This window comes from Allokutzneria oryzae, assembly GCF_042429765.1.
Taxonomy (GTDB): domain Bacteria; phylum Actinomycetota; class Actinomycetes; order Mycobacteriales; family Pseudonocardiaceae; genus Allokutzneria; species Allokutzneria oryzae.
In genome coordinates this window covers 1-25605 of sequence record NZ_JBHLZU010000003.1, presented here as the reverse complement: position 1 = coordinate 25605, position 25605 = coordinate 1, and the positions used below count along the sequence as shown (strand labels likewise).

Genomic DNA, 25605 nt, shown 5'->3' with positions numbered 1-25605 from the left:
GTGGCGGACATGGCCGTGGCGGTTGCCCGAATCCGGCGCCTTTCGCCGGGAGACGAAAGATGACGTGGTCGGTGGTGACCATGCCCGGCGCTGTGATAGACGCGTGATACCACCGCTGGTGAAAGGCGGAGAAGTACTCCGGTCGGAGGGTGCTCCTTGTCACGTCATACCTCGATCGCCGTAGGAAACGCCGAAAGCTAATCGCCAAGAACGTTGAGGTCCGATCGGGTGGTCCTGTCCGAATCTCGGGCTGTTTGCCCAGGTCACGACCGCTTTGGTGGGCTAGCTGGCCGGGCTGTGCCGCGCCTGATAGCACGCGCTGCCGGAGTTTCAAAAACTTGGTGTGAAGGTTGCACCCGATAGGCTGACTTGGTTGACTCTGTCGTGACCGGGCAACAACTGGGGCTGCCTTGTCGCGTTTTTTGGTTACTTGTCTGTGCCGTTGTTACTGGGGATAGCGGTGATCTGGGGTCACCGAGCTGTAGTGCCTTTATCTGTGTTATCCAACGGGCTTGTCGCCCACAACCATGAAGATCAACTTCGCGTGACGCGCCGTTCTGGGGCGGGTGTTGTCCGGCGTTGGTCGCATGGGTCCTTGCCATGCGCGCACCTCTGCGGGGAGTAGTGCGCGCTGAGCGCGGCGGGGGTGGCGACTGCGAGGAGACGTGAAGCACGGTGACCAGGGAATTCGTGGGCGACGAATCCGGGGAACGGGCAGTTGCGATTGTGGGGATGGCGTGCCGGCTGCCGGGCGCGTCCACTCCCGGGGAGTTCTGGCGGGCGCTGACCGGCGGCGTCGACGCGATCACCGAGGTGCCCGCGGACCGGTGGGTGGCCGAGCCGGGGGACCCGGGCCGGTTCGGTGGCTTTCTCGACCGCGTCGACGGTTTCGACCCGGGCTTCTTCGGGATCTCGCCGCGTGAGGCGGTCGCGGTCGACCCGCAGCAGCGCCTCGTGCTCGAACTCGGCTGGGAGGCGCTGGAGGACGCCGCGCTGCTGCCGTCGGCGCTGCGCGGCAGCCGCACCGGGGTGTTCGTCGGCGCGATGGCCGACGACTACGCCAAGCTCGCGGCGCGGGCCGGGGACTCCGGCATCGGCAGGCACACCTTCACCGGCCTGACCAGGGGTGTCATCGCCAACCGGCTGTCGTACCTGCTCGGCGCGCACGGCCCGAGCCTGACCGTGGACGCCGCGCAGTCCTCCGCGCTGGTCGCGGTGCACCTCGCCTGCGAGAGCCTGCTGCGCGGCGAGTCCACCCTCGCCGTCGCCGGTGGGGTCGCGCTCAACCTGGCCCCGGACGGCGCGGTGGCCGCCGCGCGGTTCGGCGGGCTGTCGCCGGACGGGCGCTCCTTCACCTTCGACGAGCGGGCCAACGGGTTCGTCCGCGGCGAGGGCGGCGGGATGGTCGTGCTCAAACCGCTGCGCGCGGCGGTCGCCGACGGCGACCGCGTCTACTGCGTGATCCGGGGTGGCGCGGTCAACAACGACGGCGCGACCACCGGCCTCACCACGCCGAACCCCTTGGCGCAGCGCGATGTCATCCGCGCCGCCCACACCGCGGCCGGGATCGCGCCCGCCGACGTGCAGTACGTCGAGCTGCACGGGACCGGCACCGCGGTCGGCGACCCGATCGAGGCCGAGGCGCTCGGCGCGGTCTTCGCCGGGGACCGCGCGGAGGACCGGCCGCTGGTGGTCGGGTCGGCCAAGACCAACGTCGGGCACCTCGAAGGCGCCTCGGGCATCGTCGGCCTGCTCAAGGTCGCGCTGTCGGTCGCGCACCGGGAGCAGCCCGCGAGCCTGAACTTCGAGCGGCCCAACCCGAAGATCGACTTCACCGGGTGGCGGCTGCGGGTGAGCACCGAGACCGGCCCGTGGCCGGTGCCGGACCGTCCGCTGGTCGCCGGGGTGAGCTCCTTCGGCGTCGGCGGGACCAACTGCCACCTGGTCGTCTCCGAGGCCCCGGCGGTCGCCGCCGCCGACGAGCCCCGGCCCGCGCCGGTGCCGTGGGTCCTCTCCGCCCGCACCGCGCGGGCGCTGCGGGAGCAGGCCGATCGGCTTCGCGCCCACCTCGCGGACAACCCCGGCCTGAACCCGGTGGACGTCGGGTTCTCGCTGGCCACCACGCGCACCGCCTTCGAGCACCGCGCGGTCGTGCTCGGGTCCGACCCCGCCGCGCTGGACGCGCTCGCGGACGGACTGCCCTCGCCGCGGCTGGTCACCGGCGAGGTCGTCTCCGGCACCGGGCCGGTCTTCGTCTTCCCCGGTCAGGGCGCGCAGTGGGTGGGAATGGGCCGTGAGCTGCTCGCGACCTCCGAGGTGTTCTGCGCCGGCATCCAGGAGTGCGAACAAGCCCTCGCGCCGTGGGTGGACTGGTCGCTGACCGACGTGCTCGCCGACGGTGAGGCGCTGCGGCGGGTCGATGTCGTGCAGCCCGCGCTGTTCGCCGTGATGGTGTCCCTCGCGCGGCTCTGGCGCTCGCGCGGCGTCGAGCCCGCCGCTGTCGTCGGGCACTCGCAGGGCGAGATCGCCGCCGCCTGTGTCGCCGGGGCGCTGTCCCTGGCCGACGCCGCGCGGTTGGTCGCGCTGCGCAGCGCCGCGATCGCCGAACTGCCCGAGTCCGGTGGGATGCTCTCGGTCCCGCTTCCCGTCGCCGAGCTGGCCGAACTCCTCGCGCCGCACGGTGATCGCGTGTCGGTCGCTGCGCTCAACGGCACCGGTTCGACGGTGCTCTCCGGGGACTCCGCGGCGCTGGCGGCGCTGTTGGCCGAGCTGACCGAGGCCGGTGTGCGGGCCAAGTCGATCCCGGTGAGCTACGCGTCGCACTCGGCGCAGGTCGAGGTGCTCCGCGAGCGCCTGCTGGACTCGCTCGCCCCGATCAGCCCGCGCGCCGGGCACATCCCGTTCTTCTCGTCGGTTACCGGGTCCACAGTGGACACCACAGGTCTCGATGCCGGTTACTGGTACCGGAACCTGCGCCAGACGGTGCTGTTCGCCGACGCGACGCGGGCGCTGCTGGACGCCGGGCACCGGGTGTTCGTCGAGATCAGCCCGCACCCGGTGCTGACGGCCGCGATCCAGCGGACCGCCGAGGACGAGGGGAGCGGCGGGGTCGCGCTGTCCTCGCTGCGGCGCGACGACGGCGGCGTCGAGCGGTTCGAGACCGCGGTCGCCGACGCGTACGCGCACGGCGTCGCGGTGACGTGGGAGTTCCCCGGTGGCCGCCGGACCGCGTTGCCGACCTACTCCTTCCAGCGGGAGCGGTACTGGCTCGACGACGCCGGGACCGAGGTGAAGGCCCCGGTCGCCGAGCGGGACCTGGCCCGCCTCGTCCGCGCGCACATCGCCGTCGTGCTGGGCTTCTCCGGGCCGGACGAGGTGGTCACGAGCCGCACGTTCAAGGAGCTCGGGTTCGACTCGATCAGCGGGGTCGACCTGCGCAACCGACTGGTCGCCGCCACGGGAGCGGCACTGCCGCAGAGCCTGGTCTTCGACTTCCCGACCCCGGCCGCGCTCATCGAGCGACTGCGCGACGGCGAGCCCGGCGACGCGGTCGTCGCCGAGGTGCCCGCCGCGGTGAACGAGCCTATGGCAATCGTTGGCATGGCTTGCCGCTTCCCCGGCGGGGTGGCCTCGCCGGAGGACCTGTGGGAGCTCGTCCGCTCCGGCGGGGACGCGATCTCGGAGTTCCCGGACAACCGGGGCTGGCGGCTCGACGCGCTCCACCACCCGGACCCGGAGAACCCGGGGACGAGCTACACCCGGCACGGCGGGTTCCTGCACGACGCGGGCGCGTTCGACCCGGCGTTCTTCGGGATCTCCCCGCGCGAGGCGCTGGCCATGGACCCGCAGCAGCGCCTGGTGCTGGAGACCTCGTGGGAGGCGTTGGAGCGCGCGGGCATCGACCCGAGCGGCCTGCGCGGTTCGCGGGCCGGGGTGTTCGTCGGCGCGATGTCGCAGGAGTACGGGCCGCGCCTGCACGAGGGTGCTGATGGGCTCGACGGTTACCTGCTGACCGGGACCACCGCCAGCGTCACGTCGGGGCGGGTCGCGTACACGCTCGGTCTTGAGGGACCAGCGGTGACCGTGGACACCGCGTGCTCGTCGTCGCTGGTCGCGCTGCACATGGGCGTTCAGGCCCTGCGTCAGGGCGAGTGCTCGCTCGCGCTCGTCGGTGGCGCCGCTGTGATGGCCGAGCCGGGCATGTTCGTGGAGTTCTCCCGGCAGCGCGGCCTGTCCGTCGACGGCAGGTGCAAGGCGTTCGCCGAGGCCGCCGATGGCACCGCGTGGGCCGAAGGCGTCGGAATGCTCGTGCTGGAACGGCTCTCCGAAGCGGAGCGCAATGGTCATCCGATCCTCGCTGTGGTCCGGGGTTCGGCGGTGAACCAGGACGGCGCGTCCAACGGGTTGACCGCGCCGAACGGCCCGTCGCAGCAGCGGGTGATCCGCGCCGCGCTCGCCTCCGCTGGCCTTCGGCCGTCCGATGTGGATGCTGTCGAGGCGCACGGCACGGGTACCACGTTGGGCGATCCCATTGAGGCACAAGCGATTCTGGCCACCTACGGCCGTGAGCGGGAGCGCCCGCTGCTGTTGGGGTCGTTGAAGTCGAACATCGGTCACGCTCAGGCGGCTGCCGGTGTTGGTGGTGTGATCAAGATGGTGCAGGCGTTGCGGCACGGTGTGCTGCCGAAGACCCTGCACGTTGACGAGCCGTCGACGCGGGTCGACTGGTCGGCGGGCGCGGTGTCGCTGCTGACCGAGCCCGTGGAGTGGCCATCGACTGATCACCCGCGCCGCGCCGCTGTGTCGTCCTTCGGGATCAGCGGCACCAACGCGCATGTGATCCTGGAGCAGGCGTCTGACGAGTCGCGGCAGGAGTCGGCTCCTCGTGTGACCGCGTGGGTGTTGTCCGCGAAGTCGCTCGCGGCGCTGCGGGACCAGGCCGCTCTTCTGTCCACTGTGGATGAGAATCCGGTGGACGTCGGTTTCTCCCTGGCGACCTCCCGTGCTCGACTGGAGCACCGGGCCGTTGTGGTGGGCTCCACCACCGAGGAGTTCCGTGCCGGTCTGGCCGCCCTCGTCGCCGATGAGCCCGCGCCAGGTGTGGTTCGGGGCGTCGCCGGTGTTGAGAACCGTCCGGTGTTCGTGTTCCCGGGTCAGGGTTCGCAGTGGTCCGGCATGGCCGTGGAGCTGCTGTCGGAGCCGGTGTTCGCGGAGTCGATGGAGGCGTGTGCGGCTGCGTTGAAGCCGTATGTTGAGTGGGACTTGTTCGAGGAGCTGTCCGGTCCGCTCGAGCGCGTCGACGTCGTTCAGCCGGTGTTGTGGGCGGTGATGGTGTCGCTGGCTGCCTTGTGGCGGTCGTATGGGGTTGAGCCTGCGGCTGTGGTGGGTCATTCGCAGGGGGAGATCGCGGCTGCTGCGGTGTCGGGTGCTCTGTCGCTTGAGGACGCTGCGCTGGTGGTTGCTTTGCGAAGCAAGGCGATCCTGGCGTTGTCGGGCAAGGGTGGCATGGTTTCGGTTGCGTCCGGAACCGTGGAGCTGACCGAAGGCCTGTCGATTGCGGCGGTGAACGGTCCTCATGCGACGGTGGTCTCCGGTGATCCGACCGCATTGGAGGCGTTGGTCAAGCGGTGCGAGGCTGAAGGTGTCCGTGCTCGGGTGATCCCGGTGGACTACGCCTCGCATTCCGCGCACGTGGAGGAGATCGAGGAGGAGCTGGCGCGAGTTCTCGCGCCGATCAAGCCTCGCTCGTCGGAGATTCCGTTCTATTCGACGGTGACCGCGTCGGAGATCACTACCTCGGAGCTGGACGCCGGGTACTGGTACCGGAACTTGAGGCAGACCGTGCGGTTCCACGAGACGGTGTCGCAGTTGGACGGCGTGTTCGTCGAGTGCAGCGCGCACCCTGTGTTGACGATGGGGATCGACGCTCCGGCGGTGGGGTCGCTGCGCCGCGACGAGGGCGGTTTGGACCGGTTCCTGCTGTCCCTCGGCGAGGCGTTCACCCACGGCGTCGCCGTGAACTGGGCGCGCGGCGGCGGACAGCTCGTTGACCTGCCCACGTACCCGTTCCAGCGGGAGTGGTTCTGGCTCGATGCCGCGCCCCGGACCGCCGACCTCGCCTCCGCCGGGCTTCTCGACGCGGGGCACCCGCTGCTCGGCGCGGCGGTCGAGCTGCCCGAGTCGGCCGGGCACCTGTTCTCCGGACGGTTGTCCCTGGACTCCCACCCGTGGCTCGCCGAGCATGCCGTGTTCGGGACGGCTCTGTTGCCGGGAACCGCGTTCGTGGAGCTTGCCCTGCATGCCGGGCACCAGGTCGGCTGCGACCGCCTGGAAGAGCTGACCCTCGAAGCGCCGCTCGTACTTCCTGAACGTGGTGGCATCGCGGTGCAGGTCGTGGTCGGCGCCGACGACGACGGTCGCAGGACGGTGACTGTCTACTCGCGACAGGACGACGCGAGCGCGTGGACCACGCACGCCAGCGGAGTGCTGACCGGTGGCACGACCTCGACCGTCGAGCTGGGTGCGTGGCCGCCCGCGAACGCGAAGGCGATCGACCTGGACGGCGTGTACGAGCGGCTCGCGGAGAGCGGCTACGGGTACGGGCCGCTGTTCCAGGGGCTGCGGTCGGCGTGGCGGATCGGCACCGAGCTGTTCGCGGAAGTCGTTCTGCCCCAAGGCGGTGGCGGCTTCGCGTTGCACCCGGCGCTGCTGGACGCGGCGCTGCACGTGATCGTCGCGGAGGCCGATGGCTGTCTGCTGCCGTTCGCGTGGAGTGGGGTGAGCCTGCACGCCACCGACGCGACCAGCCTTCGAGTGCGGATCACTCCTGCCGGGCAGGACACGGTGTCGGTGCGGCTCTTCGACGTCTCCGGATCGCCGGTGGCATCGATCGACGCGCTCACGATGCGGCCGACCACTCGCGAGGCGCTTCGCGTCAGCGGCAACGACTCGCTGTTCGTGGTGGAGTGGAACGAGATCACCACGGCGGCAGCGCCCCGGGCCGAAGCGACTCCGGTCACCGTGTTGGGCAACGACGATCTGAAGGTCGGTGTCGCCCTGGAGGCCGCGGGCTGGTCGGTCAGCTCCTGCGGTGCGCTCGACGCCGTCGACGGATCGCCGGAGCTCGTCCTGCTGACCTGTGTCGGTTCGTCCACCGAGGTGGCAGGGGCGGCGCGTGAGACCACTCACCAGGTTCTCGCCTTCATCCGGTCGTGGCTGGCCGACGAGCGGTTCGAGTCGTCGAAACTCGTTGTCCTGACGAGGAACGCGGTCGCCGTGACGCCGGGGGAGGACGTTCTCGACCTCGCGACCGCTCCCGTGTGGGGCCTGATCCGCTCGGCTGTCTCGGAGCACCCAGGCCGGTTCACGCTGCTGGACCTCGACGACCACGACGCGTCCGCCGCGCTGCTGCCCGCGGCGCTGCTCGGCGACGAGCCGCAGCTGGCCCTGCGGGCGGGCACCCTCCGCGTCGCGCGACTCGCTCCCGCGAGCGCGGGCGGCGGGCTGCTGCCGCCGCGCGGGGAACGCGCCTGGCGGCTGGACATCACCGAGAAGGGCACCCTCGACAATCTCGCGCTCGTCGCGCACCCCGGCTCCCTCGCGCCGCTCGCCGAAGGCGAGGTCAGGGTCGCGCTGCGGGCGGCGGGGCTGAACTTCCGGGACGTGGTGCTCGCGCTGGGCATGGTGCCCGGTCAGGAGGTCCTGGGCAGCGAGGGCGCCGGTGTCGTCACCGAGGTCGGTCCCGGCGTGACCCGCTTCGCACCTGGAGACCGGGTGATGGGCCTGTTCACCGGCGCGTTCGGCCCGGTCGGTGTGACCGATCAGCGTTTGCTGGCAACGGTTCCCGACGAGTGGAGCTTCTCCGTCGCCGCGTCGGTGCCGGTGGTGTTCCTCACCGCCTACCACGCGCTGCGGCACGACGCCGGGCTCAAGGCGGGCGAGTCGGTGCTGATCCACGCCGTGACCGGTGGCGTCGGCATGGCGGCTGTGCAGCTCGCCCAGCACTGGGGCGCCAAGGTCCTCGGCACCGCCAGCCCCGCCAAGCACGGCGTCGCGCTCTCCCTCGGCCTGGACGAGGAGCACCTCGCCTCCTCGCGCGACCTCCACTTCGAGTGGCGGTTCCCCCGTGTCGACGCGGTGCTCAACTCGCTGGCCAAGGAGTTCATCGACGCTTCGATGCGGTTGCTGCCCAAGGGCGGGCGGTTCGTGGAGATCGGCAAGACCGACATCCGCGCCGCCGATGAGGTCCGCGACGACATCACCTACCGGGTTTTCGATCTGCTCACCACGGACCCGGACGTCGTGGCGGACATGCTGGCCGAGCTGATGGCGCTGTTCGCGGACGGGGTGCTGCGGCCGCTCCCTACGACCACGTGGGACATCCGCCAGGCACCAGCGGCGTTCCGGTTCCTCAGCCAGGCCAAGCACACGGGCAAGCTGGTGCTCACGCTGCCGCACACACCGGACCCGCGCGGCACCGTGCTGATCACCGGCGGCACCGGCACCCTCGGCGCGGTGTTCGCCAGGCACCTGGTGACCGAGCACGGGGTGCGCGAGCTGCTGCTGACCAGCCGACGGGGCGCGGACACGCCGGGTGTTGACGAGGTCGTCGCCGAGCTGACCGGGCTCGGTGCCTCGGTGACCGTGGCCGCGTGCGACGCCGCCGACCGGGACGCGCTCGCCACGGTGCTCGCCGGGCGGCGGCTCACCGGGATCGTGCACGCGGCGGGTGTGCTGGACGACTCGGTGCTGGCGTCGATGACGCCGGAACAGGTGGACTCCGTGCTGCGGCCGAAGATCGACGCCGCGTGGAACCTGCACGAGCTGAGCCTGGACCAGGACCTGTCGATGTTCGTGCTGTTCTCCTCCGCCGCGGGCACCTTCGGCCTGCCGGGACAGGCGAACTACGCAGCCGCGAACGTGTTCCTGGACGCGCTGGCCGCGCACCGGCACAGCCTCGGGCTGCCCGCGCAGTCGCTGGCGTGGGGCGTGTGGGCCGAGGCCAGCGGGATGACCGGCCACCTCGCCGACGCCGACCTGAGACGGATGACCAGAGCCGGACTCGGTGCTCTCTCTACTGCGGACGGGCTCGCGTTGTTCGACGCGGCCACCGCGCACGACCGGCCCGCGCTCGTGCCGGTGCGGCTGGCCTCGGCGGCTCTGCGCGCGTCAGGAGCCGAAGTGCCCCCGCTGCTGCGCGGAGTCGTACGCTCGACTACACGGCGCGTCGCCGCACGTGAGGTCGTCACCGGCGATGCGTTGGTTGACAAGCTCTCCGGACTGTCCACTGAGGAGCAGTCGCACATCGTCCTCGAAGTCCTGCGCGGTCACACCGCGACGGTGCTCGGGCACGGCGACCCGGCCTCGGTGGAGGTCGGGCAGACCTTCAAGGACCTCGGGTTCGACTCGTTGACCTCGGTGGAGCTGCGCAACCGGCTGAACGCGGCCACCGGCCTCCGGCTCCCGGCGACGGTGCTCTTCGACTGCCCCACCCCGGAAGCCCTCGCCGATCGGGTGCGCGCCGAGCTCGCGCCGGTGACCGCTGCCCCGGCAGCGCCCGCGGTGCTCACCGAGCTCGACCTGCTGGAGACCAGCGTGGCGGGGCTCAACGGGGACGGCGAGCTGCGGGCCACGGTCACCGCGCGGCTGCGGAAGCTGCTGGCGCTGGCTGAGGACGGCGCCGAGCCGCACCAGTCGTCGGGTGTCGCCGCCGAGCTGGAGTCGGCCAGCACTGACGACCTCTTCGCCTTCATCGACAGGGAGCTGGGATAGGTGTCGAACGAGGAGAAGCTCGTCGCGTACCTCAAGCGCGTCACCGCCGAGCTGCACGAGACGAAGCAGCGGCTGCGCGACGCCGAGAACGCCGGGCGCGAGCCGCTGGCGATCGTCGGCATGGCCTGCCGGTTCCCCGGCGGGGTCGCCTCGCCGGAGGACCTGTGGGAGCTGGTCGGCTCGGGCACCGACGCGATCTCGGAGTTCCCGGCCGACCGTGGCTGGGATGCCGACGCGCTGTTCGACCCGGACGCGGACGCGGCGGGCCGGACCTACACCCGGCAGGGCGGGTTCCTGCGCGGGGCCGCCGACTTCGACTCGGCCTTCTTCGGGATCTCCCCGCGCGAGGCCGCGGCGATGGACCCGCAGCAGCGGCTGCTGCTGGAGACCTCGTGGGAGGCGGTCGAACGCGCGGGTATCGACCCCGCGTCCTTGCGCGGCAAGCAGGTCGGCGTCTTCGCCGGTGTCATCAGCCAGGAGTACGGCCCCCGGCTGACGCGAGCGGAGGACGGCTCGGAGGCGCACCTGTTCACCGGGACCACCACCAGCGTGGCGTCCGGCCGGATCGCCTACACGCTCGGCTTGGAAGGCCCAGCGGCCACAGTGGACACCGCTTGCTCGTCCTCGTTGGTGGCGTTGCACCTCGCGGCCCAGTCCCTGCGCAACGGTGAGTGCTCGCTCGCCCTCGCGGGTGGCGTGACCGTCATGTCCACCCCCGGCATGTTCGTTTCCTTCAGCCGCCAGCGCGGGCTGGCGCCGGACGGCCGCTGCAAGGCGTTCTCCGCCAAGGCCGACGGCTTCGGCCCCGGTGAGGGTGCCGGCATGCTCCTGTTGGAGCGGCTGTCCGACGCTAGGCGCAACGGCCACCGGGTGCTCGCGGTGCTGCGCGGGTCCGCGATGAACTCCGACGGCGCGTCGAACGGTCTCACCGCGCCGAGTGGTGCTGCCCAGGAGCGGGTGATCCGCGCCGCATTGGAAAGCGCGTCGCTCTCCGCCGCTCAGGTGGACGCCGTCGAGGCGCACGGTACGGGTACCACGTTGGGCGATCCCATTGAGGCACAAGCGATTCTGGCCACCTACGGCCGTGAGCGGGAGCGCCCGCTGCTGTTGGGGTCGTTGAAGTCGAACATCGGTCACGCTCAGGCGGCTGCCGGTGTTGGTGGTGTGATCAAGATGGTGCAGGCGTTGCGGCACGGTGTGCTGCCGAAGACCCTGCACGTAGACGAGCCGTCCGAGTACATCGACTGGTCGGCGGGTGAGCTGGCGCTGTTGACCGAGGCCGTGCAGTGGCCCGCAACGGGAGAGCCCCGGCGCGCCGCGGTGTCGTCCTTCGGGATCAGCGGCACCAACGCGCACGTGATCCTGGAGCAGGCGCCCGAGGCGGATGTCGCGCCGGAGCCCGCCCAGGCGTTGGTTCCTTGGGTCCTGTCCGGCCGTGGCGACGCGGCTCTCCGGGAACAGGCCGCGCGGTTGATGTCCTTTGTGGATGCTGAGCCTTCGGTGAACCCGGTTGACGTGGCGTTCACGCTGGCGACCGCGCGGACGGCGTTCGAGCACCGGGCCGTGGTGCTGGCCAGGGACCTCAAGGGCTTCCGGGACAGCCTGGGCGGGGTGACCGGTTGTGGTGTCCGACCGGACGTCGTCGAAGGTGTCGCCGGGACGCCCGGCCGTGTGGCGTTCGTGTTCCCCGGCCAGGGTTCGCAGTGGGGCGGCATGGCGGTGGAGCTGCTGTCGGAGCCGGCTTTCGCGGAGTCGATGAAGGCGTGTGCCGCTGCTCTTGCTCCGCACGTCGAGTGGGACTTGTTCGAGGAGCTGTCCGGTCCGCTTGAGCGGGTTGATGTTGTTCAGCCCGTGTTGTGGGCGGTGATGGTGTCGCTGGCCGCTCTGTGGCGGTCGTATGGGGTTGAGCCTGCTGCGGTGATCGGTCACTCCCAGGGTGAGATCGCTGCGGCTGCGGTGTCGGGTGCTCTGTCGCTTGAGGACGCTGCGCTGGTGGTTGCTTTGCGGAGCAAGGCGATCCTGGCGTTGTCGGGCAAGGGTGGCATGGTCTCGGTGTCGCTGCCGGTGGGCGAGGTCGACCTTGTCGATGGCGCGTCCATCGCTGCCGTCAACGGCGCGAACTCCGTTGTGGTGTCCGGTGATCCGGAGGCGCTGGCGACGTTGGTCGCTCGGTGGGAGGCCGCCGGGGTGCGCGCTCGGTGGATTCCGGTGGACTACGCGTCGCACTCCGCACACGTCGAGGCCCTCGCAGACGAGCTGGCACGAGTTCTCGCACCGATCAAGCCTCGCTCGTCGGAGATCCCGTTCTACTCGACAGTGACCGCGTCGAAGATCGACACGGTGGAGCTGGACGCGGGGTACTGGTATCGGAATCTGAGACAGACCGTGCGGTTCGAGGCGACCGTCCGGTTGTTGGTGTCCCAGGGCCACAAGGTTTTCATCGAGTCCAGCGCGCACCCTGTGCTCGCCGTCGGCGTGCAGGAGACCGCACAGGACGCGACGGTCGTGGGGTCGCTGCGTCGCGACGAGGGTGGCATCGACCGGTTCCTCACTTCCGTCGCCGAGGCGTACGTGCGTGGTGTTCAGATTGACTGGGCGCGCTTGTGCGGTGGTGGTCGCGTCGTTGACCTGCCGACCTATCCGTTCCAGCGGCAGCGGCACTGGTTGGACGACACGGCGACGTCTGCGGCGGACCCGCTCGACACGCGGTTTTGGGATGTCGTCGAGCGCGGTGAACTCGCCGACGAGCTGGGCGTGTCCGCCAACACGCCGATGTCCGAGGTGCTGCCCGCCATGGTGGCGTGGCGGCGGGACCGTCGGGACCAGTCCGTTGTGGATGGTTGGCGCTATCGCGTGGTGTGGCGGCCTGCCGACTCGCCACCGGTCACGTCGCTGTCCGGGACCTGGGTGCTGCTGGCCTCCGGCGCGGAGCACGAGGCCGCTGTCGAGGACACGCTCGTCCGGCACGGCGCGGAGGTCGTCCGGGTGGCGGCGGGGACCGATCGTGCGGTGCTGGCCGAGCGACTGGCCGGGCTCACCCCCAGTGGCGTGGTGTCCCTCGCGGGCGAGTTCTGGCCGACCGTGGTTGCCGCACAGGCACTGGGCGACGCTGGGGTTGACGCGCCGTTGTGGTGTCTGACCAGCGGGAACAGTCCCGAGTGCGCACAGGTCTGGGGTTTCGGACGTGTGCTCGGGCTGGAGCACCCTCGCCGCTGGGGCGGACTCGTCGAGCTGCCGGACGATCCGGACCAGCGGGTGCTGGACCGCCTCGCCGGTGTGTTCGCCGCTCACGGGAATGAGGACCAGTTCGCGGTGCGCTCGGACAGTGTTCTGGTGCGCAGGCTGGAGCGGGTGACCGCGCCGAGCACCGGCTCGTGGCAGCCGCGCGGCACCGTCCTGGTCACCGGTGGCACCGGAGCGCTGGGCGGCCGGGTCGCGCGGTGGCTGGCTGACAACGGGGCCGAGCACCTCGTGCTGACCAGCAGGCGGGGTGCGGACGCGCCAGGGGCGGCCGAGTTGGTCGCGGAGCTGGGGGAGCGGGTCACCATCGTTGCCTGCGACGCCGCCGACTGCGACGCCTTGGCGGCTCTGTTCGCCGAGCACCGATTCACCGCTGTCGTGCACACCGCCGGTGTCCTGGACGACGCCATGATGGACACGCTGACCCTTGAGCGTGCCGAGGCGGTGTTGCGGCCCAAGGTGATCGCGGCGCGCAACCTCGACGAGCTGACCCGCGATCTTGATCTCGACGCCTTCGTGCTGTGCTCGTCGGTCGCCGGGGTGTGGGGCAACGCGGGTCAGAGCGCCTACGCGGCAGCCAATGCCTATCTCGACGCTCTCGCCGAGCAGCGCAGGGCGGCCGGTCTGCCCGCGACCTCGATCTCGTGGGGTCTGCTCGGCGGCGGTGGCCTCGCCGACGGTGTCGGCGAGCGGGTGCAGCGGCGGCTCGGCTTCGAGGCGATGGCACCCGAACTCGTCGTCGCGGGCCTGGCGGACGCGGTGTCCCGTGATGACGCGACGCTGCTGCTGGTCGATGTGGACTGGGCGAGGTTCGCCCGCGAGTTCCACCCGATCCGCACGCTTCCGTTGATCACCGACCTGCCCGAGGTGCGCGACCTGCCCGCGGCCGAGCGGGTCGAGCTGCGCTCCTGTCTCGCCGACCTCTCCGAGGCCGAGCAGCACCGACTGCTGCTGGATGTCGTGCGCACGCACGCCTCGGCCGTGCTGGGCGCGGGTTCGGCGCAGGTGGCTGGGCGGGCGTTCCGCGAGCAGGGCTTCGACTCGCTCACCGGCGTGCAGCTGCGTAACCGGTTGGGTGTCGCGACCGGTCTCACGCTGCCGACGACGCTGGTTTTCGACTACCCGACCCCGGACGCGCTGGCGGAGTTCCTGCGCGACCAGGTGCTGGGCGCTTCTTCGGCCGTCGCGGCGCCGGAAACCGCCGTGGCTACGGGAGAACCCATCGCGATCGTCGGGATCGCCTGCCGGTTCCCCGGTGGGGTGGCTTCGCCGGAGCAGCTGTGGGAGCTGGTTTCCGGGGGCGTTGACGCGGTGACCCCGTTCCCGGCCGACCGTGGCTGGGACGTGGACGGCATCTACGACCCGGACCCGGAGCGTGCCGGGAAGACCTACACCCGCGAGGGCGCTTTCCTGGACGGTGTCGATCGTTTCGACCCTGCGTTCTTCGGGATCTCCCCGCGTGAGGCGCTGGCGATGGACCCGCAGCAGAGGTTGTTGCTGGAGACCGCGTGGGAGGCCGTCGAGCGCGCGGGGATTGACCCGACGTCCTTGCGAGGCAAGCAGGTCGGCGTTTTCGCGGGCACCAACGGCCAGGACTACGAGTCCCTGCTCGCCGATGCGCCCGAAGGGGCCGAGGGCTACCTGTTGACCGGCAACGCGGGCAGCGTCCTGTCGGGCCGCATCGCTTACGCGCTCGGACTTGAAGGCCCTGCGGTGACCGTGGACACGGCGTGTTCGTCGTCGTTGGTGGCGCTGCACCTCGCCGCTCGCGCACTGCGCGCGGGCGAGTGCTCACTCGCGCTCGCCGGTGGCGTGTCGATCATGTCGACGCCGAGCGCGTTCGTCCGGTTCTCCCGGCAGCGCGGTCTCGCCGCTGACGGCCGGGTCAAGGCGTTCTCCGCCGACGCGGACGGAACCGCATGGGGCGAGGGTGTCGGCGTGTTGGTCGTCGAGCGGCTCTCCGACGCGCGCCGCAACGGGCACCCGGTGCTGGCTGTCGTGCGCGGGTCGGCGGTGAACCAGGACGGCGCGTCCAACGGGCTGACCGCGCCGAACGGGCCGTCGCAGCAGCGCGTGATCATGGCGGCGCTGGCCGACGCCGAGCTTCGTCCGTCCGATGTGGACGTTGTGGAGGCGCACGGAACAGGTACGCGGCTGGGCGATCCGATCGAGGCGCAGGCGTTGCTGGCGACCTACGGTCAGGACCGCGCGCATCCGTTGTGGCTGGGGTCGGTGAAGTCCAACATCGGGCACACGCAGGCCGCTGCCGGTGTGGCGGGTGTGATCAAGATGGTGCAGGCGATGCGCCACGGCGAACTACCGCCCACGTTGCACGTGGACGAGCCGTCGCCGCACGTGGACTGGTCGGCGGGCGCGGTGTCGCTGCTGACCGAGAACCGACCGTGGCCGTCGACGGGTGAGCCCCGCCGCGCCGGTGTGTCCTCCTTCGGGGTGAGCGGCACCAACGCGCATGTGGTCCTCGAAGCCGGTGACGACGTCGTTCCCGCGTCGTCGATGTCGGGGTTCGCGCCGTGGGTGCTGTCGGGGCGCTCCGAGGCCGCCATGCGGGCGCAGGCCGAGCAGCTGCTTCCGTTGGCCGACACGCCGTCGGTGGATGTGGCGTACTCCCTGGCCACGTCGCGGACCGCGTTCGAGCACCGCGCCGTGGTGGTGGGCGAGCCGCGTGCCGGGTTGGCCGCTCTCGCGGCTGGCCGGAATGACTCCGGTGTGGTGACCGGTGTGGCGAGCGAGGGGCGCTTGGCCTTCTTGTTCTCGGGTCAGGGTTCGCAGCGTCTGGGTATGGGGCGTGAGCTGTACGAGGCCTTCCCGGTGTTCCGTGCTGCCTTCGACGAGGTCGGGGCCGCTGTCCGGGAAGTGATCTTCGGCGGCGACGCGTCGGTTTTGGATCGGACGGCCAACACGCAGCCCGCCTTGTTCGCGGTCGAGGTTGCTCTGTTTCGCCTGTTCGAGTCCTGGGGCGTTCGGCCCGACTTCTTGATCGGGCACTCGGTCGGTGAGTTGGCCGCCGCGCATGTCGCCGGTGTGTTGGGCGTTGAGGATGCGCTGACGCTGGTGACCGCTCGTGCCCAGTTGATGGACGCTCTGCCCGCGGGTGGGGCGATGGTCGCTGTTCAGTGCAGTGAGGATGCGATCGAGCTGACTGAAGGCGTGAGTGTCGCTGCGGTCAACGGGCCTACGTCCGTTGTGTTGTCCGGTGATGAGGACGCTGTGGTGGCTCTGGCGGAGTCCCTTGGTGTGAAGACCAAGCGGCTTCGCGTCAGCCACGCGTTCCACTCGCATCGCATGGACGGGATGTTGGCGGAGTTCCGGCGTGTCGCGGAGGGGCTGACCTATAGGGCTCCGAAGATCCCGGTGGTCTCGAATCTCACGGGTGACGTTGTCGCTGAGTTCACGGCTGACTACTGGGTGCGGCATGTTCGTGAGGCTGTTCGGTTCGCCGACGGGGTGAGGACCCTGGAGGACCTGGGTGTGACCACGATGGTCGAACTCGGGCCGGACGGCGTGTTGAGCGCCATGGTTGACGCGGTGGCGGTTCCGGCTCTGCGCAAGGACCGGGACGAGGTACGGAGCGTGCTGACCGCGCTCGCCACCGTGCACGTGAACGGGGGAGCGGTCGACTGGACCGCGCTGTGCTCCGAGGGGCGCCGCGTTGACCTGCCGACGTATCCGTTCCAGCGTCAGAGCTACTGGCCGGAGCCGCCCACCGCACCCGCATCGGACCCGGTGGACGCCGAGTTCTGGGCCGCCGTGGACAACGCCGACCTGACCGAAGTCCTCGACCTGGACGGGCAGACGCCGTTGAGCGATGCGCTGCCCGCGCTGTCGGCGTGGCGCAGAACTCGACGGCAGGAGTCCGTTGTCGACGGTCTCCGTTATGGGATCGCCTGGCGGCCAACCGCCGAGGCTCCCGGTGTGCTCACCGGGCGGTGGCTGATCGTCGCACCGACGACCGAAGACGCTCGGGTGGACGTGGTCGCCAACGGCCTCGCGGCCAGGGGTGCGGAGATCACCACGGTCCGCGTTGCCACCGACGACCGCGCCGAACTCGCTTTGACGTTGGCCGCGGAGGCCGGTGTCACCGGCGTTGTCTCCTTGCTGGCCCTGGATGAGAAGCCGCACCCCGCGCACTCCGTGATGCCGACGGGCCTGGCATCGACGCTGGTCCTGGTGCAGGCGCTCGGTGACGCCGGGATCGGCGCACCGCTGTGGTGCCTCACCTGTGGTGCTGTCTCGGTCGGTGCCGACGACGTGCTCGACGCGCCCGCGCAGACACAGACCTGGGGCTTCGGCCGCGTGGTCGGACTGGAGCACCCGGATCGGTGGGGTGGCCTGGTGGACCTGCCCGCCGAGCTCGGCGAGCGGGCCATCGACCGGCTCGCCGGGGTGTTGGCCGACACGGAAGAAGACCAGGTCGCGATCCGCGACACCGGCGTGTTGGCGCGTCGCCTCGTGCACGCGTCTGGCGGGGCCGCCACGGCGTGGAGCCCGCGCGGCACCGTCCTGGTCACCGGTGGCACCGGCGCGCTCGGCGGACACGTCGCGCGCTGGCTGGCCGGGAACGGGGCGGAGCACATCGTGCTCACCAGCCGCCGGGGCGAGAACGCCGACGGAGCGGCGGAACTCGCCGCCGAACTCCGCGCGAGCGGGGTCGCGGTGACCGTCGCCGCGTGCGACATCGCCCACCGGGACGCCGTCGCGGACTTGCTGAGCCGGATCGATTCGCCGGTCCGGGCCGTCGTCCACGCGGCGGGTGTCGGCCAGGCCGAGGAGCCCGTCGCCGGCACGGATCTCGCCGGGTTCGCCCGTGTCCTCGCGGGCAAGGTCTCCGGTGCTGAGAACCTGGACGCCTTGCTGGACAAGGAGGACCTGGACGCCTTCGTGTTGTTCTCCTCCGTCGCGGCGGTATGGGGCAGCGGAGGACAAGGCGCCTATGCCGCGGCGAACGCTTACCTCGACGGTCTCGCGCAGCGCAGACGTGCCGAAGGGGTGCCGATGACCTCGGTCGCGTGGGGTCCCTGGGCCGATGGCGGGATGGCCGCGACGGACGGCGTGGAGGCGATGCTGCGCAGGCGGGGTTTGCCGACGATGCCCGCGGCCTCGGCGATCTCCGCGCTGGACCGCGCTGTCGCACTGGGCGAGGACCTGGTCGCGGTCGCCGACGTCGACTGGCCGAGGTTCGTGCCGGGGTTCACCGCCGCACGGTCCAGGCCGTTGATCAGCGAGCTGCCGGAGGTGCGGGCGCTGACCACGCGGTCCGAGGAACCGAAGGGGGCCGAGGAGCGGTTGACCGGCAGGCTGGCCGGGCTCTCGGCCGACGAGCAGGACCGGCTGTTGCTGGACCTGGTGCGCACCGAGGCCGCTGCCGTGCTCGGCCACACCGGTGCGGGCGGCGTCGAGGCCGGGCGGGCGTTCCGTGAGGTCGGCTTCGACTCGCTGACCGCCGTGGAGCTGCGGAACAGGCTGAGCGCCGCCACCGGGCTGAAGCTGCCCGCGACGCTGGTGTTCGACCACGCCACGCCGGTCGCGCTTGCCGCCTTCCTGCGCGGTGAGCTGGTCGCCGGTGGCGCGGGCGCGCCGGGGCTCGCCGAGCTGGGCAAGCTCGAAGCGCTGTCCACAGTGGAGCTCGACGAGGCCGTGCGGGCCGAGCTGACCGGCCGGTTGCGCGCGCTGCTGCACCGCTGGTCCGGCGGGGACGAGGACTCCGGGGTGACCCTCGACGCGGCCAGTGACGACGAGATCTTCGACTTCATCGGTAAGGAGTTCGGCATCTCATGAGCAACGAGGACAAGCTCCGCCACTTCCTCAAGCAGGTCACCGCCGACCTGCACACCACCCGCCGCCGCCTGCGGGAGCTGGAGTCCGGCGAGCGCGAGCCGATCGCGATCGTCGGCATGGCCTGCCGTTTCCCCGGCGGGGCCGGCTCCCCTGAGGAGCTGTGGCGGTTGCTCACCGAGGGCGCCGACGTGATCGGGGACTTTCCCGCCGACCGCGGCTGGGACGTCGAAGCGCTCTACGACCCGGACAACGCGGGCGCGCGCACGACGTACTCCCGTGAGGGCGGATTCGTCGCCGACGCCGCCGACTTCGACGCCGAGTTCTTCGGCATCTCCCCGCGCGAGGCGCTGGCGATGGACCCGCAGCAGCGGTTGCTGCTGGAGACCTCGTGGGAGGCCGTCGAGCGTGCGGGCATCGACCCGGAGTCGCTGCGCGGCAGCAGGACCGGTGTCTTCGTCGGCGCGGCGTTCTCCGGCTACGCGGCGGCGCTCCACCAGGCGGTCGACGGCGTTGAAGGACACCTGATGGCGGGCAACGTCACCAGCGTCGCCTCCGGCAGGATCGCCTACGCGCTCGGGCTCGAAGGCCCTGCGGTGACGGTGGAAACGGCGTGCTCGTCCTCGCTGGTGGCGCTGCACCAGGCCACCCAGGCGCTGCGTCAGGGCGAGTGCTCGATGGCGCTGGTCGGCGGGGTCACGGTGATGGCGACGCCCACCGTGTTCACCGAGTTCAGCCGCCAGCGGGGGCTCGCGCCCGACGGCCGGTGCAAGCCGTTCGCCGACGCCGCCGACGGAACCGGCTGGGGCGAGGGCGCTGGAGTCGTTGTGGTGGAACGACTTTCCGACGCCGTCCGAAATGGACACACGGTGCTCGCGGTCGTGCGTGGCTCGGCGGTGAACCAGGACGGCGCGTCCAACGGGCTGACCGCGCCGAGCGGCCCCGCTCAGCAGCGGGTGATCCGCGCCGCGCTGGCCAACGCCGGGCTGACGCCGCAGCAGGTCGATGCCGTGGAGGCACACGGAACCGGGACCACTCTCGGCGATCCGATCGAGGCGCAGGCGTTGCTGGCGACCTACGGTCAGGACCGCGCGCATCCGTTGTGGCTGGGGTCGTTGAAGTCCAACATCGGGCACACGCAGGCCGCGGCCGGGATCGCCGGTGTGATCAAGATGGTCCTCGCGCTGCGCAACGGCGTGCTTCCGATGAGCCTGCACGTGGACCGTCCTTCGTCCCATGTGGACTGGTCGGCCGGATCGGTGTCGCTGCTGACCGAGACCGTGGACTGGCCGTCCACCGGCGAGCCGCGCCGAGCCGCGGTGTCCGGCTTCGGGGTGAGTGGCACCAACGCGCACGTGATCCTGGAGCAGGCCCCTCCGGTCGAGGCCGCCGAGCCGATCGGCACCGGGAACCACCTCGCCTGGCTGGTCTCGGCTCGTTCCGAGGACGCGCTGCGGGCGCAGGCGGAGCGGCTGCTGGCGGTGGAGGAGTCCCCGGCGGATGTCGCCGCCTCGCTGGTCGCGTCGCGGTCGGCCTTCCCGCACCGCGCCGTGGTGCTCGGGGACCTGCGGCGTGGGCTGACCTCGCTCGCGTCCGGCGATCTCGATCCGGACGTGGTGCGCGGCACGGTCACTGAGGGGCGTCTGGCGTTTCTGTTCTCGGGTCAGGGTTCGCAGCGCCTGGGTATGGGGCGTGAGCTGTACGAGGCGTTCCCGGTGTTCCGGGCTGCTTTCGACGAGGTCGGGGCCGCTGTCCGGGAAGTGATCTTCGGGGACGATGCCTCGGTTTTGGATCGGACGGCCAACACGCAGCCCGCCTTGTTCGCGGTCGAGGTTGCTCTGTTTCGCCTGTTCGAGTCCTGGGGCGTTCGACCGGACTTCTTGATCGGGCATTCGGTCGGCGAGTTGGCCGCCGCGCATGTCGCCGGTGCGTTGGGCGTTGAGGACGCGCTGACGCTGGTGACCGCTCGTGCTCGGTTGATGGAGGCGTTGCCGACTGGTGGCGCGATGGTCGCTGTTCAGTGCAGTGAGGATGCGATCGAGCTGTCCGAGGGCGTCAGTATCGCGGCTGTGAACGGGCCTGCGTCTGTCGTGTTGTCCGGTGACGAGGACGCGGTGGTGGCTCTGGCGGAGTCCCTCGGGGTCAAGACCAAGCGGCTCAAGGTGAGTCACGCGTTCCACTCGCACCGCATGGACGGCATGTTGGCGGAGTTCCGGCGTGTCGCGGAGGGACTGACCTACGCGGCTCCGAAGATCCCGGTGGTTTCCAACCTCACGGGTGACGTTGTCACCGAGTTCACCGCTGACTACTGGGTGCGGCACGTTCGTGAGACTGTCCGGTTCGCCGACGGGGTGAAGACCCTCGAAGACCTGGGCGTGACCACGATGGTCGAACTCGGTCCCGATGGCGTGTTGAGCGCCATGGTTGACGCGGTGGCTGTTCCGGCTCTGCGCAAGCACCGGGACGAGGTGCACAGCGTCCTCAGTGCACTGTCCACCGTGTACGTTCGCGGCGGAGCGGTTGAGTGGACGACGGTCCTGGCCCCTGGTCGGCTCGTTGACCTGCCGACGTATCCGTTCCAGCGGGAGCGGTACTGGCTCAACTCCGACGTTGCGTCCACCGGGACCGAGCACCCGCTGCTCACCGCGTCCGTGGACGTCCCGGACGGATTCGTGCTCGCGGGTCGGCTGTCGCTGAGCACGATGCCGTGGCTGGCCGACCACACCGTGCTCGGCACCGTTCTGTTGCCCGGAACGGCGTTCCTCGAACTCGCACTGCACGCCGGAGAGCGCGCCGGGTACGACCTCCTGGAGGAGCTGACCCTCGAAGCGCCCCTGGTCGTGCCCGCCAGCGGTGCGGTTGACCTGCGCATCACCGTGCGCGAGCGGGAGATCGCCATCCACTCTCGGGCCGAGGACGGCTCCGCCGAGTGGACCCGGCACGCGAGTGGCGTCCTCGCCGCCGCCACGCCCGGCGAAGCCGAGGGGCTCACCGCCTGGCCGCCCGCCGACGCCGAGCCCATCGACCTCGGTGGTCTGTACCCCGGCCTGGCCGAAGCCGGGCTGGACTACGGCCCCGTCTTCCAAGGACTGCGTGCCGCGTGGCGGTCCGGCTCCGACGTCTTCGCTGAAGTCGTTGTGGAGCAACACGATGCGGGTGCCTTCGGACTCCACCCCGCGCTGCTGGACTCGGCGCTGCACGCCGTGCCGTTCAGCGGTGTTGTCGATGGCGACCAGGCACGGCTGCCCTTCGCGTGGAGCGACGTCCGTCTGCACGCCACCGGAGCCTCCGCGCTGCGCGTGCGGATCTCGCCCGCCGGACCCGACGCGGTATCGCTGACCATTGCCGACCAGGCAGGGCGACCGGTGGCCAGCGTCGCTTCACTCGCGCTGCGGCCGGTGACCGCCGACCAGGTGCGGGCCCGCGTGGACTCGCTGTTCCGTGTCGAGTGGACGGAGATGCCGTCGCGGCCCGCCGCCGACGTCGAACTCGTGGAGTGCTCCGACGCGCGCCACGCCCTGGAGCTGCTTCAGAGCTGGTCCTCCGACAAGCGCCTCGGCTTTGTGACCCGTGGAGCATCGGAGGACCCGGACCAGGCGGCAGTGTGGGGCCTCGTCCGGGCCGCGCAGGCGGAGAACCCGGACCGGTACCTGTTGATCGACACTGACGGTGAACCGGTCGTGGTCACCGATGAACCGCAGATCATGGTTCGTGACGGGATCGCCTACGCGCCCAGGCTCGCACGACACACACCATCCACATCGGACACAGCTCTCAGTGCGGACGACTCCGTGCTGATCACCGGCGGTACCGGGGCGCTCGGTGTGCTGCTCGCCAAGCACCTCGTTGACGAACACGGTGTCGGGAAGCTCGTGGTCCTCAGCCGCAGCGGACCGGACGCGCCTGTCGCCGCCGAGCTGACCGGTCTCGATGCCGATGTCACCGTCATCGCGTGTGACGTCGCGGATCGTGAGGCGCTGCGCGAGGTCCTCGCGGCGCACCGGGTCACCGCTGTGGTGCATACCGCAGGAGTCCTGGACGACGGCGTGATCGAGTCATTGACGCCGGAACGCCTTGAAGCCGTACTGCGGCCTAAGCTCGACGCGGCGCGGCACCTCGATGAGCTGACCGAGGGCATGGAGCTTCGCGCGTTCGTGCTGTTCTCCTCCGCGTCTGCGACGTTCGGCAGCCCCGGCCAGGGCAACTACGCGGCGGCCAACGCCGCCCTTGACGCCTTGGCCAGGAAGCGGCGCGCCCGAGGACTTCCCGCCACGTCGCTCGCCTGGGGGCCTTGGGCGCACGACGGCGGGATGCTCGGCACACTGGCCGCCGCCGACCGTGCGCGAATGACGCGGCTCGGAATGGTGCCGTTGTCGGCCGCGCAGGGGCTCGCGATGTTCGACGCAGCAGTGAGCGAGGGCGAACCCGTTGTCGTGCCGGTCCGGCTCGACTTCGCGGCTCTGCGCAACGGAAACGTGCCTCACCTGCTGCGCGGGCTGGTGCGTGCGCCGCTGCGGCGGGCGCACGACGGCGCGGGCGAGGGACCGAGCTTCGCGCAGCGCCTCGCCGACACCGTCGAGGGGGAGCAGGAGCGGTTCGTGCTGGACATCGTGCGCTCGCACACCGCGACCGTGCTCGGGCACGCCACCGCGAACACGATCGAACCCGGCAAGGGCTTCCTGGAGCTGGGGATCGACTCGCTGACCGCTGTGGAGCTGCGCAACGGGCTCACCGCGGTGACCGGGTTGCGGCTCCCGGCGACGCTGATCTTCGACTTCCCGACGCCGCTGGCCGTCGCGCGGCACGTGCTCGCCTCCGCCGCACCCGCCGCGCCGCCGGTCCTGCCCGCGCTGGCGGAGCTGGACCGGATGGAGGCCGCGCTCGCCGCGACCCCGCGCGACGACGCCTCCCGCGAGGAGATCGCCGCGAGGCTGCGGAAGCTGCTCGACGGGTGGACGACCCCGGAAACGGCACCGGCACCGGAGTTCGGCTCGGCGTCCGCCGACGAGCTCTTCGACGTTCTCGACCGCGAATTCGGCAGGAGCTGAGCCACAGATGTCGAACGAGGAGAAGCTCCTCAGCTACCTCCGGCGGGCCACCTCGGACCTGAAGGAGGCCAACCGCAGGCTGGCCGAGCTGGAGTCCGGAGCGCAGGAGCCGCTGGCCGTCGTCGGCATGGCCTGCCGCTACCCCGGCGGTGTCGAGACGCCCGAGCAGCTGTGGGACCTGGTGGCCGCCGGCGGCGACGCGATCTCACCGTTCCCGACGGATCGCGGCTGGGACATGGCCGCCCTGCGCGGAGACTCGGTCTACGTCAGCGAAAGCGGGTTCCTGCACACAGCCGCGGACTTCGACCCGTCGCTGTTCGGCATCTCGCCGCGCGAGGCCCTGGCGATGGACCCGCAGCAGCGGTTGCTGCTCGAAGTCGCGTGGGAGGTGCTCGAACGCTCCGGGATGACCCCGGAGTCGGTGCGCGGCAGCAGGACTGGCGTGTTCGCGGGCCTGATGTACCACGACTACGCCTCGCGCCTGCACGAGATCCCGGAGAGCGTCCAGGGCTACATCGGCACGGGCAACTCCGGCTCGGTCGTCTCCGGCCGCATCGCCTACACCTTCGGTCTGGAGGGCCCGGCGGTCACCATCGACACGGCGTGCTCGTCGTCGTTGGTGGCGTTGCACCTCGCCGGTGAGTCGCTGCGCAAGGGAGAGTGCACGCTCGCGCTCGCCGGCGGTGTCACGGTGATGTCCACTCCAGGTGCGTTCGTCGAGTTCGCCAAGCAGCGCGGCCTGGCCGCCGACGGCCGATCCAAGTCCTTCGCGGCGGCGGCTGATGGCACCTCGTGGTCCGAAGGCGCCGGGATGCTGCTGCTGGAGAAGCTCTCCGACGCGCAGAAGAACGGCCATCCAGTGCTCGCGGTGATCCGGGGCTCCGCCGTCAACCAGGACGGTGCGTCCAGCGGCTTGACCGCGCCGAACGGTCCGTCCCAGCAGCGGGTGATCCGGTCCGCGCTCGCCGGAGCCGGACTGTCGCCGCGCCAGGTTGACGTGGTGGAGGCGCACGGCACGGGCACGACGCTAGGCGATCCCATTGAGGCGCAGGCGATCCTGGCGACTTACGGTCAGGACCGGGAGCGTCCGCTGCTGCTGGGCTCGTTGAAGTCCAACATCGGTCACACCCAGGCGGCCGCCGGGGTCGGCGGTGTGATCAAGATGGTTCAGGCCATCCGCAACGGCATCGTGCCGCGCACCCTGCACGTGGACGAGCCGACGCCCAAGGTCGACTGGTCGGCGGGCGCGGTGTCGCTGGTGACCGAACAGGTCGAGTGGCCCGAGACCGGTGAGCCGCGTCGCGCCGGGGTGTCGTCTTTCGGCGTGAGCGGGACGAACGCGCACGTGATCGTCGAGCAGGCCCCTGCGGTCGAGACCGCCCGTGAGGTGCCCTCCGATCGCGCGACGGCGTGGGTGGTGTCGGCGACATCGGGTGCCGCGTTGCGGGCGCAGGCGACCCGGCTGCTGTCCGTTGTGGACGGTGATCCCCTGGACGTCGGCTACTCCTTGGCGAACTCGCGTGCCCGGTTGGAGCACCGCGCCGTCGTGGTCGGCACCACCCCAGAGGACTTCCGGGCCGGTCTGGCCGCACTCGCCGCCGATGAGCCTGGTGTGGTTCGGGGTGTGGCGGGTTCTGCGGACCGCCCGGTGTTCGTGTTCCCGGGCCAGGGTTCGCAGTGGTCCGGCATGGCCACGGAGCTGCTGTCGGAGCCAGTTTTCGCTGAGTCGATGCAGGCGTGTGCTGCTGCGTTG

Annotated in this window: 4 protein-coding genes; all 4 read left to right on the top strand. The window is 70.9% G+C overall.

Features of this window, described 5'->3' with window-relative positions; translation table 11 throughout:
* Positions 1-675 precede the first annotated feature (675 nt).
* Positions 676-9771 (top strand): type I polyketide synthase, encoded by a 9096-nt coding sequence (locus tag ACFFQA_RS03980; RefSeq protein WP_377850222.1) that lies wholly within the window; start codon positions 676-678, stop codon positions 9769-9771.
* Positions 9772-18807 carry a type I polyketide synthase gene (locus ACFFQA_RS03975; protein WP_377850221.1) on the top strand — a complete coding sequence of 3012 codons (9036 nt, stop codon included), beginning with the start codon at positions 9772-9774 and terminating at the stop codon, positions 18805-18807.
* Entirely contained in the window at positions 18804-23852 is a 5049-nt protein-coding gene (locus ACFFQA_RS03970; RefSeq protein WP_377850220.1) for an SDR family NAD(P)-dependent oxidoreductase, read from the top strand. Before ACFFQA_RS03975 ends, ACFFQA_RS03970 begins: the two co-directional genes overlap by 4 nt.
* Positions 23853-23859: 7 nt before the next feature.
* Positions 23860-25605, top strand: a 1746-nt coding sequence (locus tag ACFFQA_RS03965) for a type I polyketide synthase (RefSeq protein WP_377850219.1), incomplete at its 3' end; no start/stop codon positions are given.